The following is a 17,881-nucleotide window of genomic DNA, read 5'->3' on the forward strand; positions in this document are numbered from 1 at the left end:
CCCATGCAGGCTGACCCAGATTTGCTTTGGATAGACTCAACAGATAGCCTTTAAACCGCACTCCAACCCATACATGAAGTAGGCTAACTAGGATCCAACCGCACTATGCCCACGAATTCCGATCTTCTTTCCCGTTTGCAATCCCTCGATGGAGCCAGCTACAAAGCCTATCGAGAGATTCAGGGTCGCCATGACTTTCCGGACTTCACGCTATGGATCGATCGGGTACAAGGGGATCCCTTTGCCACCCCGAGCCAAGTCCGGGTCATCGTACCGCAGGCGATCGCGCAATTTCCATCCCACCTCTTCCGTAATCAAATTCGCGAAATTGCGTTGCGGGATTGGCTGACTCGGCAATTCGATCGGGTGGTGCGATCGCTGTGGCATCAACTGCCCCGCGCAGGTACAGGGAATAGTGGCACGATTCAGATGGTGCAGCCGGGACAGGCCATTTTGGAACGTACATCGGTCTTGATTTCAGGAGAGGCAGTAGAAGCACGATTCAGGGTGGGATTACCGGCCTTCGGTCGGAGGATTGCTGGGAGAGAAGCCAGTGAATTACTCTGTAAAGTTCTACCCAGAGTCGTTGAACAAACACTGATCTATACAAATTTAAATTCTGAAGAGATTCGAATTCACATTGAACAGGCGGAAGATACAGATTTCATTCGCCAACAGTTAACCGAGCAGAATTTAATCGCGTTTATTGCAGATCAGGCAATTCTGCCCCGGCGCAGTGGCGTGGACGATCGACCCCTGTTAGAGTCTGTCATTTCCTTTCAAACACCGGAAACGTTACGGGTCGAATTGACCTGCCCAAATCGCGGTCAAGTCACTGGCATGGGCATTCCCGCTGGAGTCACCTTGATTGTAGGCGGTGGCTACCATGGCAAATCGACCTTACTGCGGGCGATCGAACGGGGCATTTACAATCACATTCCGGGGGATGGGCGCGAATGGGTTGTAACAAATCCGACAGCGATGAAAATTCGGGCTGAGGATGGACGCAGGATTCCCCCGATCGATCTCTCGTCCTTTATCAACCATCTCCCCCAGGGTCGATCGGTGCAGCAATTTACAACCGATAACGCCAGTGGCAGCACCTCCCAAGCCGCGAATATTCTGGAAGCGTTGGCAGTGGGTACCCAAGTTTTACTGCTGGATGAAGACACCTGCGCGACGAATTTTATGATTCGCGATCGGCGGATGCAAGCCCTGATTCGTAAAGACCAGGAACCCATTACCCCCTTCATCGATCGCATTCGGCAACTATACGAAGAACATGGGGTGTCCACTGTATTAGTGATGGGGGGCTGTGGGGATTATTTAGAAGTGGCTGATACGGTGATTGCGATGCAGGAATTTCAGCCGCAGGATGTAACCGTCCAGGCTCAGCACGTGGTCAAGACCTATGGGGGCGATCGCCTTCGGGAAGTCACAACGCCCTTGGAGCCTCGACTATCGCGATCGATTCAGCCCGGTTTCCTCGCTCTGCGTCAGGAGGATCAATTTCCCAAAATTAAGCTACGAGGACTACAGCAGTTAGAAATTGGGCCTTATACCATTGATCTGTCAGCGGTAGAACAACTGATCGAACCGGGACAACTCCGGGCGATCGCCTCCGCCCTCCTGATGCTGAACGAACCCAGTCCGCACGGAAATCGTTGGGATCTCCCAGCCCAACCCATCTACCTACAAGAGTTAAATTCTTTACACCTGTATCCCCAGGGTGACTTGGTGGAATTTCGACCTCAAGAATTAGCTGCTGCCCTCAATCGCCTACGAAAAGCGAGTTCACGCCATCGAGATGATGAGGATTCTGTGAAGTCTTTCTAAGGGATTGAACCCTGTTCTCAAAAAACGTGTTCGAAAGGATACACTAGATCATGCATCAGGGCTACTGTAGATTCTGCTAAATTGGCGGGGTCTTCTCAAATTTCTCCGCATTTTGGATCATTTTTGAAGATGAATCGATCGGGCTCCACGGGTCTCAACCGGATTCGCTTAGGCAAAGCATTGATGGAATCAAAGCATTGACTTGATCAAAGCATTGGTTGAAACCAAGGATTGACTTAAGCACAGCATTGGCTTGCGTAGAGTGCTTGTGCCCTGTGATCAATACTCTGTGATCAATACCCTGTGATAAATGCCCTGTGATAAAACCTGTGATAACAATGCCCTGCCTGCAATGCAATGCTAGATCAATCTTCCGATAGCCCTCTTTTCTCTGAATTAACAGAGTACTTCGAGATACAAACCTCGCGGGAGATTGAACTGCTGGAAAATCCTTGGCGGAATGCCCCCAGCCTCCTCCGGCCTCGTCAGCCGTCTGCACCAGTGCTAGACCATGCTGAGCCTATTGCCGTTTTGCGCGATCGCGATTGGAGCGAACTCATGAATCTCTTCGATCGTGGGGAAATGCCTGAGATTGAGCAAGAACTAGAACAACGCCTACGGATGCTATTTCCGGCACCCTACTGGGAAGATGATGAAAATTGGCAGTTTGTTCAACATTTGTTGGAATAGCCACGATTTAAGCAGCGATTTAGTGCACAAGTTAGTGAGCACAAGTTATTTGCCGCAAGTTATTGAGTACAAGTTATTGAGTACAAGTTATTTGCTGCAAGTTATTGAGCACAAGTTATTTGCCGCAAGTTATTTGGTGCAGCAGCAATTTGCCGTAGCAGTGTGGCAATCCTGGAAGACTGTGCCCTGTCGTGGAAAATCGAGGTTCTTGATTGACTAATCGAATGCTCGTAATGGCTACCCTGTATTGGAGTCACGCACTACTGAGCAATCGATCGCATTAATACTCAACTTTTTCAATGAACCCGCGAATGCCGTTCAAATCAATGTATCGATCGGTGGCATTGCGGAGTTCACGGGCGATCATGCCTTCCGTGGAAACAACCGTGATGTGGGTGTTTTTGCACCGCAAAAGTTCAACCGCTCGCTCAAAATCCCCATCCCCACTGAATAGAACGACGCGATCGTACAACTCCACCGTGTTGAACATGTCCACAACAATCTCGATATCGAGGTTTGCCTTCTGGGAATAACGCCCCGATGAATCGTCGTAGTACTCCTTCAGGATCTTCGTCCGCACGGTGTATCCCAGACTAATCAACGCATCCCGAAACCCGCGCTGATCTTGCGGATCCTTCAAACCTGTGTACCAAAAGGCATTCACTAACTCGATGCCTTGTTCACTTGCAAAGTACTCCAAAACCCGTTTCGGGTCGAAGAACCAACCGTTCTTCTGTTGCGCATAGAACATATTGTTGCCGTCCACAAAAATGGACAGACGACTGAGTGGGTAAGGCATAGGAATTTAAAAACCTAGAATTTTTGTATGCAAAACGAGCGATCGCGCTTCATAAATAAGAACTGGCTGCTCAACATCAGCACTCACTGAGTGGGGGCGAAGATGAGACTTGGGAGGTATCCAAGCATATTTCAGGGCATATTCAGTCGAGCAAATAGTTAGGATAAAAGTTCTCCAAATGGAGTTAGCTTTCTTTCCTTAGAGAACTTAGAAGTTAATTTAACTAATCTCTCAGCGTACCTGGTATGGATAGTGCAGTTGAGTCTGTCCTAGGACAGAATTTCTACAAGAACTTTTAATAGAGCATATTCGGTGTATTCGATCACTGCCATCACAAAGAACACGGAGTCCAACTAGTTTTTTCAATGGAGTCAGTGTATCTATCTACGTTAACTTACGGCTGGAAAAGTTTACCAGACCTTGCAAAGAGACTACCCTTGCAAAGAGACTGCGAATTTAACCACGTTGTTAATCATTGTGCCGATGAAACCTTATAAAAACTAGTATCTGAAGTCGTAGGTGTAGACAGGTTTGAATGGTATCTGACTCAAGTTTTCTATCGGGTTAACTCTATCCTCATGCAAGACACACTGGAAGATATCCGGCCTCCGTGTTTTGGAAAAGTCCATTACAGATCGAGGAATAGGAACTTTATTGGCTGTTGCAGATTGTCAAACAGTTTCTTGATAGATTCCCTGGAATCCTAAAGTCCTCCGAAACAAGCCATGACTACAAGCCCTATGAAACAGAAGCCCTATGAAACAGAAGCTCTATGAAACAAATACAGATTAGACTGTTTGGGAGAGACGACAATAATTCTTCTTTCCTGAATACGTTCTTCTTTCCTGAATACGTTCTTTTTTCCCGAATATGTTCTCCTTCCCTGAATAAACTGGGTTAGCAACCTCCACGCCTAAAATTCTCGATTATGCTGAATTCTATAGTGTCTTAACCCCATATAGAGAAATTTAGGCTGCTAGATAGAAGCGGTTGCCCCGTAGTAGGGTGCTAGAACTGTAAAGGGTGCTTCCTCGGATTTTGAGTTCACAGCTTTGGATTCACAGTTTTGGATTCACAGTTTGAACACCCCTTGGATAGCCAGTTTCCCAAGTCAGAGTGCCTGAAGCTGATCTAGCCCACCTAAATTTTGAGTCATGGTTTAGAGTGAAGCATGCCACGAGGATCCTCCAATTCTGCGACTGAAACTTTGCCTCTGCCTCCTAAATCGCGGCTCAGTCGCTTGCAAAAGCACTTTCGTTGGCCCCAACCTAAGTTTGAACAGGTGGTTCACTTAATCGCAGGGGCGGGGGCAGTTGTTATGGCGATCGCCACCGCCACCAATCCCCTGTGGGTGCAGGTCGCTGAACGCAATGTTCAAAGTGCCTTCCAGCAAATGCGTGGACAAAAACCTGTCCCGAACAACATTGTGATTGTGGAAGTTGATGAACAGTCCATCAGCTTGCTGGGAGCCTGGCCCCTGCGGCGGGAAATCTACGCCCAAGCCCTAGACCGGATCATGCAGGCCGGAGCCAAGGCGATCGCGGTGGATGTGATTTGGGATTTGCCCAGTAGCTATGGCTCAGGGCAGGGGGCACCGGAGGACTGCCTCGATCCGACAACCTATCCAGCATCGGCAGATGATCGGGCGCTCCAAAAAGTTTTACAACGCTACGATGGGCGGATTGCCTTAGCGACCCATTTTCTCCCCAAGACCAATGTTTGGAACCAGTACCAACTGTCTCTGCCGTCATGCCCTTTCCGCACGCCCCAAGCCACCTTTGGCATTGTCAATGTGCTGTTTGAACCGGAAGGCATTGATCCGAGTCAGCAACGGGTTTATCGGTTGGGGGACGCCTTTATCAATACCAAGATTCGACCGGATTTCGACCAGAATGAAATTTTGGACGTGACGGGGGCACTCTCCTTTCCTCAAGCGGCATTAAAGGTGGCTGGATTGACCCAGAAGCCCCACGCAGGGGACACCCTGTCCTTTTATGGGCCGCCGGGGGTGCCCTTTCAAGACCAAACCCTTTCCTTTAGCTACGTTCTATCGCCGGAAAACTGGAGCGATCGCCTGCAGAATGGCCAGGTTTTCAAAGATAAGCTGGTGGTGATTGGGTCCGCGTTGGAAAATCCGCCCGATTTTGTCCAGACGCCGGTGGGTCGGATGAAGGGAGTGGAATACCAGGCCACCGCGATCGCGAACCTGATGCAAGGGGTGACGCTCAAAGAAGCGCTACCCAACACCTGGGCGCAGGGAGCAGTCACCTTTGGGCTGGTGCTGGTGGGCATTCTTCTGCAAGGTCGATCGCAGCGGGCGATCGTGCGGCTGACAATTGGCAGCTTCAGTATCCTGGCTTGGCTCTCTATCAGCTATGCCTTGATGAGTGGGGCACTGCTCCTCGTGCCAACGGCTTTGCCCGTTTGGGGCATGATTTGGGTGGGGGGAACCTACGGGATCGCTGGAATTATCGGCGATCGGCGGACGCAGGATCGCTTACGCCAGACCTTGAAACGCTACGGAGCCTCACCCGTTGTCCAAGAAATTATTGACCAACAGGAAGACAGCAAGATTCGCAATTTACTGCATGAGCGGCAGTTAGAGTTGCAGGGCAAAAAGCTGGGTGGACGCTACAAAGTCATTCAAATCCTCGGCTCCGGCGGGTTTGGCGAAACCTATGTCGCAGAAGATACGCAACGTCCAGGCACCCCCCGTTGTGTCGTGAAGCAACTCCATCCCACCAGCGACAATCCACGCCACCTCCGGTTAGCCCGACGGCTATTCAAACGGGAGGCCGAGGCCTTGGAGCAACTGGGCAGCCATGATCAAATTCCCCGCCTTCTGGCCTACTTTGAAGAAGAGAATGAATTTTATCTCGTCCAAGAAATGGTGATTGGGCGACCCCTGAGTGAAGAGTTTGCCCTAGGGCGACATTTTCCCGAGACGAAAGTGGTCTCCATGGTGCGGGAACTGTTGCAAATTCTCAGCTTTGTGCACCAGCACGGGGTGATTCACCGCGATATCAAGCCCAGCAACATCATCCAGCGGGAATCCGATAGCAAGCTGGTGTTGATTGACTTTGGGGCAGCCAAGGCGATTCAAACGGGACTGCCCCTGGATGATAAAGCCAGCGACCTCACCGTTGGCATCGGCACCCAGGGGTATATGCCGCCGGAGCAATGTACGGGCAATCCGAGGCTCAACAGTGACCTGTATGCTGTGGGCATGTTGGCGATTCAAGCTTTGACGGGACGCCCGCCGAGCCAATTGAAAGCCCATCCGGTGACTGGCGAAGTTGATTGGCTGGATTACAGTTATGTCAGTAACCAATTTGCAGCGGTGCTGGCGAAGTTGGTGCGCTATGACTTTCAAGCCCGCTACCAAACGGCCCAGGATGCCCTGCAAGATCTGCGTCAACTGGCGACCTTCCCCACGGCTCCCGCCCTCGTGGAAAAAGCAGTGCAGGAAGCGACAACCGTGACGAGCGAAGAAATTAACAGTGACACGCGCATCTGGCCCCAAAACTTTGGGGCAGCCCAAGAGATTCCGCCGACCGATCCCCAGTCGCTCAAGGTGACCGATGCCCCTCCCCGCGAGCCGGAGCAGTCTGATGCCATGCAGGAAACGCCACCAACGGATCCTCCCTATGCTTAAGGTGCTTAAGGCATTCCCTGGGCTGTCTGAATTATGGGCTGTCTGGGTTATGGGCTATCTGGGGCTGCGATCTGGGGGGCACGGCCCGTTAGCCCGAGCATCAACCGCAGGATTTGGGTCTTAATCGGTTGAATATTGCCGAGGATCCAGAGACCCAGGCGGCGGAGTCCCACGATCGGGAGAATCCGGTTGGAGAACAGGCGATCGAGGCAATCGGTAAAGGCCAGCACGATGACATTTTCAACCATGCGCCACCGCTCATAGCGCTTGAGTACCTTGAGGCTGGCAAAATCTTCGCCTCGGTGGTGGGCTGTGCGGATGACCTCCGCCAGGGCCGCTGCATCGCGCACACCGAGATTCATGCCTTGGCCGCCGACGGGATGGCAGCAGTGGGCCGCATCGCCAATCAGCGCCAGCCGAGGTTTGACGTACTGGGTACTGTGGAGCAGCCGCACGGGAAAAACATAGGGATCCCCCACAAGGTCGAGCTGGCCCATCTGGGAGCCGTAGCGCTGGGTCAGTTCCTGTAGGAAGCTAGCGCGATCGAGCTGCATCAGACGTTCTGCTTCTGCGTGGGGCACCGTCCAGACAATGCGGCATAGATTATCTGGCAAGGGCAGGATGGCGAAGGGCCCATCGGTTTGGAAGCGCTCGTAGGCGATGTTGGCGTGGGACTTTTCGGGCTGGATAAAGGCGACCACACAGGATTGCCAATACTGCCAGCCGTAGGTGCGAATGCTGGCCTGTTGCCGCAGGGGAGATCGGGCACCGTCCGCCCCCACGACGAGCCGACTGCGCAGGGTGGTGACTTCCCCCGACTGGTCGATCGTCAGCCGTGCAACCTTGGCTTGAAAGTCTGTCTGCACGACCTTGGCAGGGCAGAGCCAAGTGATGTCAGGGCATTGGCGCAGTTGGGTTTGCAATTCCGCCAGGAGAATCCGATGTTCGGCCACATAGCCCAACGTGTCTGACTGGATATCCTGGGGCGAAAACTGGACAACCCCTGGATGACGCCCATCGGAGAGATAAACCTGGGTATAGGTTTCGATTTGGGGGCGAATCCGTTGCCAGAGGCCCAATTGGTCAAAAATTTGGCTGGAGAGCAGATTGAGGGAGTACGCCTGTCCACGAGCCACGGCCAAGGATTGTTCGCTCGCTTCAATCAGGGCAATTTTGAGTCCTGAACCGGATAGGGCACAAGCCGCCAAGCTCCCAACGATCCCACCGCCCACGATCGTGACATCGTAATCGTAGGTGGCTTGATTGTCATCGGTCTCAGCGTCCTGGGAGTTTTCACGCGGAGCGTATGCAGATGTGACAGCCTTCACCTGAGCCATATTATCTAACCGTTATTATCCAACCGTGAAGAAAGGGGTTAGCCCCTAAGCAAGGGGTAACTGTTAAGAAACGCAAGAAACCGTTACATTTCTATTCTGACCTGAAGAAATCCGAGTCGGCAAGCAGATCGATCGATTCTGGCCGGGATCAAGGGGATGGATCTGGGCTATGGGGTATACGTGTGATCGTTTGACGATGGGCAACGGGAATGGGTTTAGCGATCGGAATCACGATCGAACCACCTGCAAAATCGATCGATCGTGGGCGATGCAGCAAGGTTGAACGAGATCACGATGACAGGCATTGACTGCACGTTTTCGGTCAGCAGTAGCCGGAAATTTGGCTGGGAATTTAGCCAGGAATTTGGCTGGGAATTTAGCCAGGAATTAGCCAGCCGTAATTGCGTCAATACTCAACTAAAGACGCTGATGGTCTATCAATCCGGTGTACTCCTGTACAAAGGATTGAGGGGGTTAGGCCCGATCGAAATTATTTTCACCCATTTGGATGATCTCATCAGAGGAGGTAGGAATGGTCTTCCATTGGGTATCCTGAAGAGGTATAGAGCACAAGACATCTCAGAAAGCGCTGGATGGGGCATCCGGATTGCTTTCTGGGATTTTTCTGTTTTGGAGAGACCTATTTAGATAACGAATGAAGGAACAGAGATCACAAAAAGATGTGATTGTTAAACGCTTCAAGAGCATGTTCAATGAAATACTCACTAAAATACTGGTTGCAAAGTTCACAGAAAAAATTTCCTGAGAAGTTCAATACAGTCTATTAATCTATTTTTTATTTGCCTCTAAAAAACAAATCTTGCAAGACTTAGGACATCGGAAATGGAACAGATCTAGCAACTTTGACGGCATGTCGTAGTTGAGCCAGCCGATACAAATTCCCCCACAGTGAGATGAATCCAGGAAGGCTGTGTCGTGATTCTGCACAGTCAACGACGAGTTAACGACGAGTTAACGACTGGTTAACCGTCAGGTAGCCATCATGTAGCCATCAGGTCAGCATCAGGCCACGCAGCTTCAGTCGATCGTCGAGTGGGTTGAGATCCGTAGGAGGCCCCCGTAGACGCATGGCGGGGGCTGGCCGATCGCGCCCTAAACCCAGGCGCACGGAGGCGCACGGACTACGACGCCTGTTCGCGCTCCATCATGCTGATGTATTTCCAGTCGGAACCGAGAACGGGGATGGGGGGACTCCAACGAATGCGCTCACAAAACCGCAGCACTTGCAGTTGATTGATCGTCGCTTGGACTTCTTCGCGGGTGCCCACGAGGTAGAACTGGAGCGGTCTGCGGCTATCGTCGATCGGGTGATCGGCGTGATCAAAACCAATAAACATGGGATTTCTCCTAAACGTTGTAGCGGGAAGAAATCCCAAAAATTAAAGCCACCCTTTTGCGCAGGACAAGTAGGGTGGCCCGATCGAATGTTAAAATCCGTGTCAGACCGCCTAGCTGCCTAGACCAGCTTCGGGGTTTAGCTGCCTTACGTTGTTGACGCAACTGGGGCAGCGCTTTAATTTTTGGGGTCTAGCTGATTGATTGACCGACGGGCGGTCTGTGCCCTACGAGCCGTTTTCCACGGCTGTAGTCAGCTATAAAAAACAGCTGTAGTCAGCTATGAAAAATAACAGTACGAAGAAAGTCCCACCCTGTCAACCGTATTACGAAAGTTTATGCTCTGTGATATTTGGCAACAGGGAAGGGCGTCTCCGGCAGGCGCGATCGCGGGTGCAGATCCCCTTCTGGGAAAGTGCAGTAAATTGATAGACGAAGGCATTGCAGGAAGTCAATCGATCGCCATGGCACGGATCTTTATCAGTTATCGCAGTCGCAATCCCGATATGAGTTTGGCGCAGACGTTCCATGATGCGTTCCAGGCGGCAGGCCATGGGGCATTTATGGCGGGGGAAAGTATCCGACTGGGGGAAGATTGGGCCAAGCGAATTGATTTGGAATTGGAACGCTGTGATTATTTTCTATTGCTGCTGTCGGAACAGTCCGCTGTGAGTGAAATGGTAACGGAGGAAGTCCGGCGGGCGAAACAATTGCGGGATCAAACGGGAAAGCCAATGCTATTTCCGATTCGGGTCAATTTCCCGATCGATTCGCCCCTCAATTATGATCTACGGGGTTATTTGCAACGTATTCAACAACGGGAATGGCACCGTGAGACGGATACCGATAGTATTTTTCAAGAAATTCTGGCGTTAATTGCCGATCGCACTCCAGTTACGCCAAAGACAACAGCTATAGCAGCACCTACTGAGAACCCCGAAGCCACGCAGCCCGAAGAAGCCCACCCCGAAGCCTTAGATCCGCCCGCGATCGAAACCCGGTTTGCCCAGCGGGAGTCGGTGCAGATGCCGCCGCTCCCTGTGGCCGAGCCGGAACTGCCGGGGGGACAGGTGGATTTGGCGTCACAGTTTTATGTGGAGCGTCCTCCGATCGAAGCGCGCTGTTATGAAGCGATTTCCCAACCCGGTGCCCTGATCCGCATTAAAGCGCCTCGGCAGATGGGGAAAACGTCGCTGATGTCGCGGATTTTGCGCTATGGCGAACAGCAGGGGTGCTTGGGGGTGCCTTTGAGTTTTCAGATTGCGGATTCTGTGGTGTTTGGGGATTTGGATCGCTTTCTGAAATGGTTTGCGGCTAGTGTGGGGCGGCGCTTGCAATTGCCGAATAAGCTGAAGGATTATTGGGATGATATCTTTGGCAGCAAGGATAATTGCACGGCTTATTTTGAAGAATATTTATTGCAGGAGTTAACGCAACCGTTAACGCTCTGTTTAGACGAAGTGGATATGGTGTTTCAACATCTCAGTATTGCCAATGATTTCTTTGGATTATTGCGCAATTGGCATGAGATGGGTAAGACGAGCGAATTGTGGAAACGCTTTCGCTTAGTCGTGGTGCATTCCACGGAGGTTTACATCCCAATGAATATCAATCAATCGCCGTTTAATGTGGGACTCCCGATCGAATTGCCGGAGTTTACCGCTGAGCAGGTGCAGGATTTGGCCGATCGCCATGGCTTGAAGTGGAATACGTCGCAGATTGGGCGGCTGATGGGTATGGTGGGGGGGCATCCCTATCTGGTGCGGTTGGCGCTGTACCACATTGCGCGGGGCGATACGACGCTGGAAGGGTTGCTGCGGGAGGCTCCGACGGAGGCGGGGTTGTATGGCGATCATCTGCGGCGGCATTTGTGGAATTTGGAGCAGCATCCGGAGTTGGCGGCGGCGGTGCGGCAGTTGGTCGCGACGGAGCAGGCGGTGCGGTTGCCCTCGGTGCAGGCGTTTCAACTACACAGTATGGGGTTGGTGGATCTGTTGGGCAATGATGTGGGCTTTCGGAGTGAACTGTATCGCAGCTATTTTGCCGATCGCTTACGATCGGAGTAGTTTCTATCTAATCGATCTGTGATTGCGATGCGAACGATCCCCCTCAATCCCCCTTAATAAGGGGGACTTTCAAGAAATTCAGCCGAATACCCTTCTTTTTTCTAGTACAGAGGAAGCGACGATGACTGCAATTCAAATTAATCAATTAACTTTGGATGAGGTAATTGGGCAATTCCAATTAGTCGAAACAACCGATCTGGATTTTTTCTCGGAGTGGCAAGGGGAATTGCCAGAGATTGACGATCGTACTCAAGAGGATCTCGATCGTATAAAGGCGAATTATGCCTATCTCAGCCGCAAATCCCTAGATGAGGGGGTGGTGAAACTCGTGGTTCTGGGGCGGTTATTGTCGCTGGCAGGATTTTATGAACCGCCCTTTCGCTTAATCACGGAAAAGGCGGTTCAGATTAGTGCCGTAGACGAAGACCAGATTTTCCGAGGGATGGTGGATATTTTGGCCATGCATGAGAAGGTGTGGGTGTTGCTGGTTGAGGCGAAACATAATCGCTTTTCCCTAGAGCCTGCGTTGCCCCAAGCGTTGGCCTACATGAGTGCGGCTCCCTATCCAGATTATCCAACCTTTGGATTAATCACCAATGGGCAGAACTTTTTGTTTTTGAAGATGTTGAATCAAGTTTATGGCACATCCAAGGAGTTTGCCATGCGGAATCCAGGAGATCTAACGCAGGTGTTGCAAGTAATGCGACGGTTAGGGGAAATTGTACGCAGTTGGGAAGTTTAGGGAAAGGAAGGAGTTCAAGGAGTTCTATGAATCGACAGTTGGTAGAAGGTTTAGTCCGAACAATTCGGGCGCTGTCTTCTGAAGAACGGCAAATGCTTTGGGCTGAAGTGCAGCACGATCGGACGCGGGACGCCATCCGTGAGAAATTACGCGGTTATGAACAGCAGTACAAGATTCCCAGTGAACAGTTTTATCGTCAATTTATGGCTGGTGAGTTGGGAGATGAAATAAATTATGTTGAGTGGGCAGGATTTTACGAAACGTTATTACAGAGATAGGTTTAACTGTTACTAATTTTAATGGTCTTGCATTATCACTAACCATCATTGTTCAGGGAATCCGTGATGATTGATGGGACGATTGAGTCCCTCGATGGAGTGAGGATTCACTGTAAGCTGGAACGGATAATTTTTCCACTGGTATAGTGATAGTGCCCTCTTGTTGCTCTATTGCATTGCCCATGACGAATGCGAGTTTCTACCAAGTTGGCGGGACGTTGCCGGGGGACAGTCCAGCCTATGTGACGCGACAGGCGGATGCGGATTTGTATGCGGGTTTGCAGGCGAGTCAGTTTTGCTATGTGCTGAATTCTCGGCAGATGGGGAAGTCGAGTTTGCGGGTGCGGGTGATGCAGCGCTTGCAGGCGGAGGGGGTGGCCTGTGCGGCGATCGATATTACGGCGATCGGCAGTCAGAGTCCGAATTTGGAGCAGTGGTATGCGGGGGTGGCGCGGCAGATTTTGGCGGGGTTGGGGTTGACGGGGCAGTTGCCGTTGCGCAGTTGGTGGAAGGAACGGGAGTATTTGCCGCCGGTCGATCGCTTGGGGGCGTTGATTGAGTGGCTGCTGGGGGCGTTGCCGGGGAAGATTGCGATTTTTGTGGATGAGATTGATAGTGTTCTGAGTTTGCAGTTTCCGATCGATGATTTTTTTGCGTTTATTCGGGCTTGTTATAACTTGCGGGTCGATCGGCCTGAGTATGAGCGGATTACGTTTGCGTTGTTTGGGGTGGCGACACCGGGGGAGTTGATTCGGGATAAGACGCGGACGCCGTTTAATGTTGGGCGGGCGATCGAGGTGGCGGGGTTTACGGCGGGGGAGGTGGCTCCGTTGGCGGCGGGGCTGGGGCCACGGGGGGCGGAGATGTTGGCGGAGATTTTGCAGTGGACGGGGGGCCAGCCGTTTTTGACGCAGCGGGTGTGTCGGCTAGTGGCCCTCACCCCTGGCCCCTCTCCCGCAGGAGAGGGGAAGTTGGAGGAGTCGATCGCGCGTCTTGTGCAGAGTCAGGTGATTGACCGTTGGGAGGCGAATGATGAGCAGACGCATTTGCGGACGATTCGCGATCGGGTGTTGGAGCGGCCTGAGCAGGAGCGGCGGGAGATTTTGGGGATTTATCAGCGGGTGTTGGCGGCGGGGTCTGTGCGGGCGGAGGATAGTGGGGAGCAGATGGCGCTGCGGCTGAGTGGGTTGGTGGTGAAGCGGGATGGGCGGTTGTGGAGTTATAACCGGATTTACCGATCGGTGTTTGATGGGGCTTGGATTGAGGGGGAGTTGGCGCGGTTGTGTCCGTTTGCGGAGCAGATGATGGCGTGGATGCGCGATCGGGATGATTCGCGGTTGTTGCGGGGGCAGGCGTTGCGGGAGGGCCGCGAGTGGGGGATGGCGCAGGTGCGGCTGCGATCGGAGGAGGTGGGGTTTATTCAGGCGTCGTTGGATCTGGAGCGGCAGGAAGAGCGGGTGGCGGCGCAGGGGGCGTTGGCGGTGCAGGAGGAGGCGAATCGGATTTTGCAGGCGGCGACGGCGGAGGCGCAGGGGAAGCTGGCCGTGGCGGAGGAGGAAGCGGAACGGAAGGTGGCGGCGGCGACGCGGAAGGCGAATCGGCGGAATGCGGTTAGTTTGGTGGGGGCGGCGTTGGCGTTGACGGTGGCGGCGATCGCGGTGCCGAGTTCGATTAAGGCAGGGATGGAAGCCCAGAGAAATCTGAAGATGGCTCAAACTGAAACGAGTTTGGAGCGGCAAGCAACCAACTTACTGCGTTATCCCTTTGAACGGTTTCGAGAATTAGAAATTTTGCTGGCTGCGACGAAGCTGGGAATGGCGTTGAAACAGCAAGAGCAACCTATAGGTCTTGCGGAAGTGCCTGCCAGTGGTAAAAGTACAATCTTGGCCTTGCACTTGGCAATCAGCAGCGTAATTGAAGAAAATATCCTGGAATTCCAGGGATCCTTTGGGGGCTTCAGCAATGATGGCCAACGGCTGGCCACCTATTCTGATGAAAATGGCGTTGTCACCAGTCGCATCTTTGATGCCAATGGCAAAGAACTGCTCAAACTCCCCGGATACTTTAGCGGCTTCAGCAAGGATGGCCAACGGCTAGCCATCTCTTCTAATGAAAATGGCATTACCGCTCATATCTTTGATGTCAATGGTAAAGAACTGCTCAAACTCCCCGGATACTTTAGCGGCTTCAGCAATGATGGCCAACGGCTAGTCATCTCTTCTAATGAAAATGGTGGCACCATTCGCCTGTTTGATGCCAATGGCAAAGAACTGCTCAAACTCCCCGGATACTTTAGCGGCTTCAGTAATGATGGCCAACGGCTAGCTATCTCTTCTGATAAAAATGATATCGTCACTAGTCGCCTGTTTGATGTCAATGGCAAAGAACTGCTCAAACTGCCTGGAGAATTTAGCGGCTTCAGTAATGATGGCCAACGGCTGGCTTCTTCTTCTGATAAAAATGGCGGTACCACCCATATCTTTGGTGCCAATGGCAAAGAACTACTCAAATTACCTGGATCCTTAATCAAGACTGGCTTATCTCTGTCCATCTCTCGTGGGAAAATTCTTACATTCCTTGGAGACTCTGGTGGCTTTAGCAATGATGGCCAAAAGCTAGCTACCTATTCTAGTGAAAATGGCGGCACCACCCGTATCTTTGATGTCAGTGGCAAAGAACTGCTCAAACTGCCTGGAGAATTTAGCGGCTTCAGCAAGAATGCACAACGACTGGCTACCTATTCTAGTGAAAATGGCGGCACCACCCGTATCTTTGATGTCAATGGCAAAGAACTACTCAAACTGCCTGGAGAATTTAGCGGCTTCAGCAAGGATGACAGCAAAGTTATTACCAGAAACACTAAAGCGATACTTGGGATGGCTAACTTTGAGATAGTTCGCTTAATGAATGTTCGAGGGAGACAATTTCCTAAGCTAGACCGCCAAGACTTTAGCAGTTTTAGCAAGGATGGACAGTGGCTGGCCACCTCTTCTAGGGAAAATGACGTTGCCACCAGTCGCTTGTTTGATGCCAATGGCAAAGAACTACTCAAACTCCCAGGAAACTTTAGAGGCTTCAGCAATGATAGACAAAGACTAGCAACCGATTCTTGGGGAAATGGCGGCACCAGTCACCTGTTTGATACAAATGGTAAAGAACTACTCAAAGTCCCCGGAGAATTTCAAGACTTCAGCAATGATGGACAAAGGCTGATCATCAATTCTAGAAAAAATGACGTTGTCACCAGTCGCTTGTTTGATGCCAATGGTAAAGAAATTCTCAAACTCCCTGGAAAATTTAACAGCTTCAGTAACGATGGACAACGGCTGGTCATTGATTCCGCTGAAAATGGCATTGTCACCAGTCGTTTATTTGATGCCAATGGCAAAGAACTCCTCAAACTCCCTGGAAAATTTAGAAGCTTCAGCAATGATAGACAACGGCTGGCCACTTTTTCTGATGACAATGGCGATACCATTCATATCTTCGATGCCAATGGTAAAGAACTGTTTAAAGTCCCAGGATACGATAACAGATTCAGCAATGATGGCCGACGGCTGGCTACCTTTTCTTTTGCAAATGGCGGTACCACTCATATTTTTGATGCCAATGGTAAAGAACTCCTCAAACTCCCTGGATACCTTAGAGACTTCAGCAATGATGGCCAACGGCTGGTTACCTATTCTGAGATAATTGGCGGCACTACTCGCCTATTGGATACCAATGGCAAAGAACTCCTCAAACTCCTAGGCGACTTTATAAGCTTCAGCAATGATGGCAAAAAAATGCTGATGTATGCCCAAAACGAAGATATGACTCGCCTCTATGACGCCGCCTCTGGCAACCTCATCGCAGAATTTCTAGGAGAATCTGTTTATCGTAGCCCTGATGACAAAACTCTCATTACCCTAGACAACACCGGACAATTCCACCTCTGGGACATGAACGCCAATTTAGACACCCTCCTCACCCAAGCCTGCCAAAAGCTCAACCTCTATCTCACAACCCATCCTGAAACTGCTCCCGACGTGCAATCATTCTGCCAAGCACACCGAAAATCATGATTCTCGCTAATCTAAATCAAAAAGATTCAGCAACGTATCTGACAATCAATTATTGAACTCTAGAGAAAACACGATCGACTATTCTAAAACCAACACTAACAAGTCGCGATCGATTAATAACCAGCCATCTCCCGCCGCACCTTATCAATCTCCTCCTCACTAGGAGCCTGCCCCAAATGCGCCAACGCTCCCAAGGAAGACACCCTCGGCTGTCTCTCCCCCGCACTCATTGCCGCCTCCATATCCCCCACAAGCTGCCTCACCAACCTTAACTGCTCGATCGGAGACAACTGGTGTGCAGCCATTAAAACTTGTTCCAGCGTCATCATCATCTCACCCAATCAGTGGACTTCTAAAAACATTATATCCTCACCCTTTCAAGCTTGCCTCCACAGGCCAGCTCAGACCTTGAGTGAATAAAATAACCAACACGATCGACAACGCTAAACCCAACACAAACAAACCGCGATCGACTTTGTCCATCTCAATTCCGATCCCCCCTACCCCCTTAAAAAAGGCGAAATTCAAGCAAATTCTCTCAAAGTCCCCCTTTTTAAGGGGGATTTAGGGGGATCGACGCATCGCAATCACAAATTGATTGAGTATAACCTCAAGCGTTACCAACGTCGCTGCAACACACTCACCCATTCCCCTTCCACACCAGGAACCGGCATCGGTTTACCCCAATAAACCCTGTCCACAAACCCGATCGAATGCAATCGGTTAATGATTGACTCCACCGTTTCCTTCGTGCCAAAAAGTTGTAACCGATAGTATGGATGCAACTGTTCGATCGAGCGATCGCCGCGATCGCCAGAACCTTTCGCCATAACTGAGCTTCTCCTGTTTGTAGTGAGTCTTTGCCCTCACCCTAACCCTCTCCCAAAGGTAGAGGGAACCCGATCGCATTCTCCCTTCTCCTGCGTGTGGGCTACCGTGTACACACAAGTCGGAATAAACTAGGAAAAAGCTATGAAAGCGCTATTTTCTATGAATAACCCGATTTTAATTCGTGCTGAGCAAACCAAAGACCGCAATACGGTCTTTGGTGATCCGCG

Annotated in this window: 13 protein-coding genes; 8 read left to right on the top strand and 5 right to left on the bottom strand. The window is 51.2% G+C overall.

The window, feature by feature from the left end:
* Positions 1-105: 105 nt before the first annotated feature.
* Positions 106-1,836, top strand: coding sequence for an ABC-ATPase domain-containing protein (locus H6G21_RS22165; protein ID WP_190576098.1), 1,731 nt, complete (start codon positions 106-108; stop codon positions 1,834-1,836).
* Between the two features lie 357 nt (positions 1,837-2,193).
* The gene (locus H6G21_RS22170) at positions 2,194-2,526 is read left to right on the top strand and encodes a hypothetical protein (protein WP_190576100.1); all 333 of its coding nucleotides are present in this window, start codon (positions 2,194-2,196) and stop codon (positions 2,524-2,526) included.
* Between the two features lie 280 nt (positions 2,527-2,806).
* Here the strand turns inward: H6G21_RS22170 and H6G21_RS22175 are convergent, their stop codons facing one another.
* Positions 2,807-3,325 (bottom strand): NYN domain-containing protein, encoded by a 519-nt coding sequence (locus H6G21_RS22175; RefSeq protein ID WP_190576102.1) that lies wholly within the window; start codon positions 3,323-3,325, stop codon positions 2,807-2,809.
* A gap of 1,171 nt (positions 3,326-4,496) precedes the next feature.
* On the opposite strand from H6G21_RS22175, the gene H6G21_RS22180 reads away from it, so the two are divergent.
* Positions 4,497-6,980, top strand: a complete 2,484-nt coding sequence (locus H6G21_RS22180; protein ID WP_190576104.1) for a serine/threonine-protein kinase — start codon at positions 4,497-4,499, stop codon at positions 6,978-6,980.
* A gap of 47 nt (positions 6,981-7,027) precedes the next feature.
* Here H6G21_RS22180 and H6G21_RS22185 read toward each other — a convergent pair whose 3' ends face one another.
* Positions 7,028-8,317, bottom strand: coding sequence for an FAD-dependent hydroxylase (locus tag H6G21_RS22185; RefSeq protein ID WP_190576106.1), 1,290 nt, complete (start codon positions 8,315-8,317; stop codon positions 7,028-7,030).
* 294 nt (positions 8,318-8,611) lie between these two features.
* Here H6G21_RS22185 and H6G21_RS22190 point away from each other — a divergent pair, with 294 nt between their 5' ends.
* The gene (locus H6G21_RS22190) at positions 8,612-8,965 is read left to right on the top strand and encodes a hypothetical protein (protein WP_190576108.1); all 354 of its coding nucleotides are present in this window, start codon (positions 8,612-8,614) and stop codon (positions 8,963-8,965) included.
* A gap of 494 nt (positions 8,966-9,459) precedes the next feature.
* Here H6G21_RS22190 and H6G21_RS22195 read toward each other — a convergent pair whose 3' ends face one another.
* On the bottom strand, positions 9,460-9,675 hold the full coding sequence (locus tag H6G21_RS22195) for a hypothetical protein (RefSeq protein ID WP_190576110.1): 216 nt from the start codon (positions 9,673-9,675) through the stop codon (positions 9,460-9,462).
* A gap of 336 nt (positions 9,676-10,011) precedes the next feature.
* Between H6G21_RS22195 and H6G21_RS22200 the strand changes: the two genes are divergently transcribed.
* The 4 genes from H6G21_RS22200 to H6G21_RS26095 all read left to right on the top strand — a co-directional run bounded on the left by H6G21_RS22200 (position 10,012) and on the right by H6G21_RS26095 (position 16,823).
* A complete protein-coding gene (locus tag H6G21_RS22200) occupies positions 10,012-11,739 on the top strand; it encodes an AAA-like domain-containing protein (RefSeq protein WP_190576112.1) in 1,728 nt (575 codons plus the stop codon).
* Between the two features lie 121 nt (positions 11,740-11,860).
* A complete protein-coding gene (locus tag H6G21_RS22205) occupies positions 11,861-12,481 on the top strand; it encodes a restriction endonuclease subunit R (protein ID WP_190576114.1) in 621 nt (206 codons plus the stop codon).
* Between the two features lie 26 nt (positions 12,482-12,507).
* Positions 12,508-12,759 carry a hypothetical protein gene (locus H6G21_RS22210; protein ID WP_190576116.1) on the top strand — a complete coding sequence of 84 codons (252 nt, stop codon included), beginning with the start codon at positions 12,508-12,510 and terminating at the stop codon, positions 12,757-12,759.
* Positions 12,760-12,941: 182 nt separating this feature from the next.
* Positions 12,942-16,823: an AAA-like domain-containing protein gene (locus H6G21_RS26095; protein WP_190576118.1), complete on the top strand. Its 3,882-nt coding sequence runs from the start codon at positions 12,942-12,944 to the stop codon at positions 16,821-16,823.
* 113 nt (positions 16,824-16,936) lie between these two features.
* On the opposite strand, the gene H6G21_RS22220 is transcribed toward H6G21_RS26095, so the two are convergent.
* Positions 16,937-17,128, bottom strand: a complete 192-nt coding sequence (locus H6G21_RS22220; protein WP_190576120.1) for a hypothetical protein — start codon at positions 17,126-17,128, stop codon at positions 16,937-16,939.
* A 312-nt stretch (positions 17,129-17,440) separates the two neighbouring features.
* Entirely contained in the window at positions 17,441-17,653 is a 213-nt protein-coding gene (locus H6G21_RS22225) for a hypothetical protein (protein ID WP_190576121.1), read from the bottom strand.
* Positions 17,654-17,881 lie beyond the last annotated feature (228 nt).

Origin of the sequence: Alkalinema sp. FACHB-956 (assembly GCF_014697025.1) — a bacterium.
Taxonomy (GTDB): domain Bacteria; phylum Cyanobacteriota; class Cyanobacteriia; order Leptolyngbyales; family Leptolyngbyaceae; genus Alkalinema.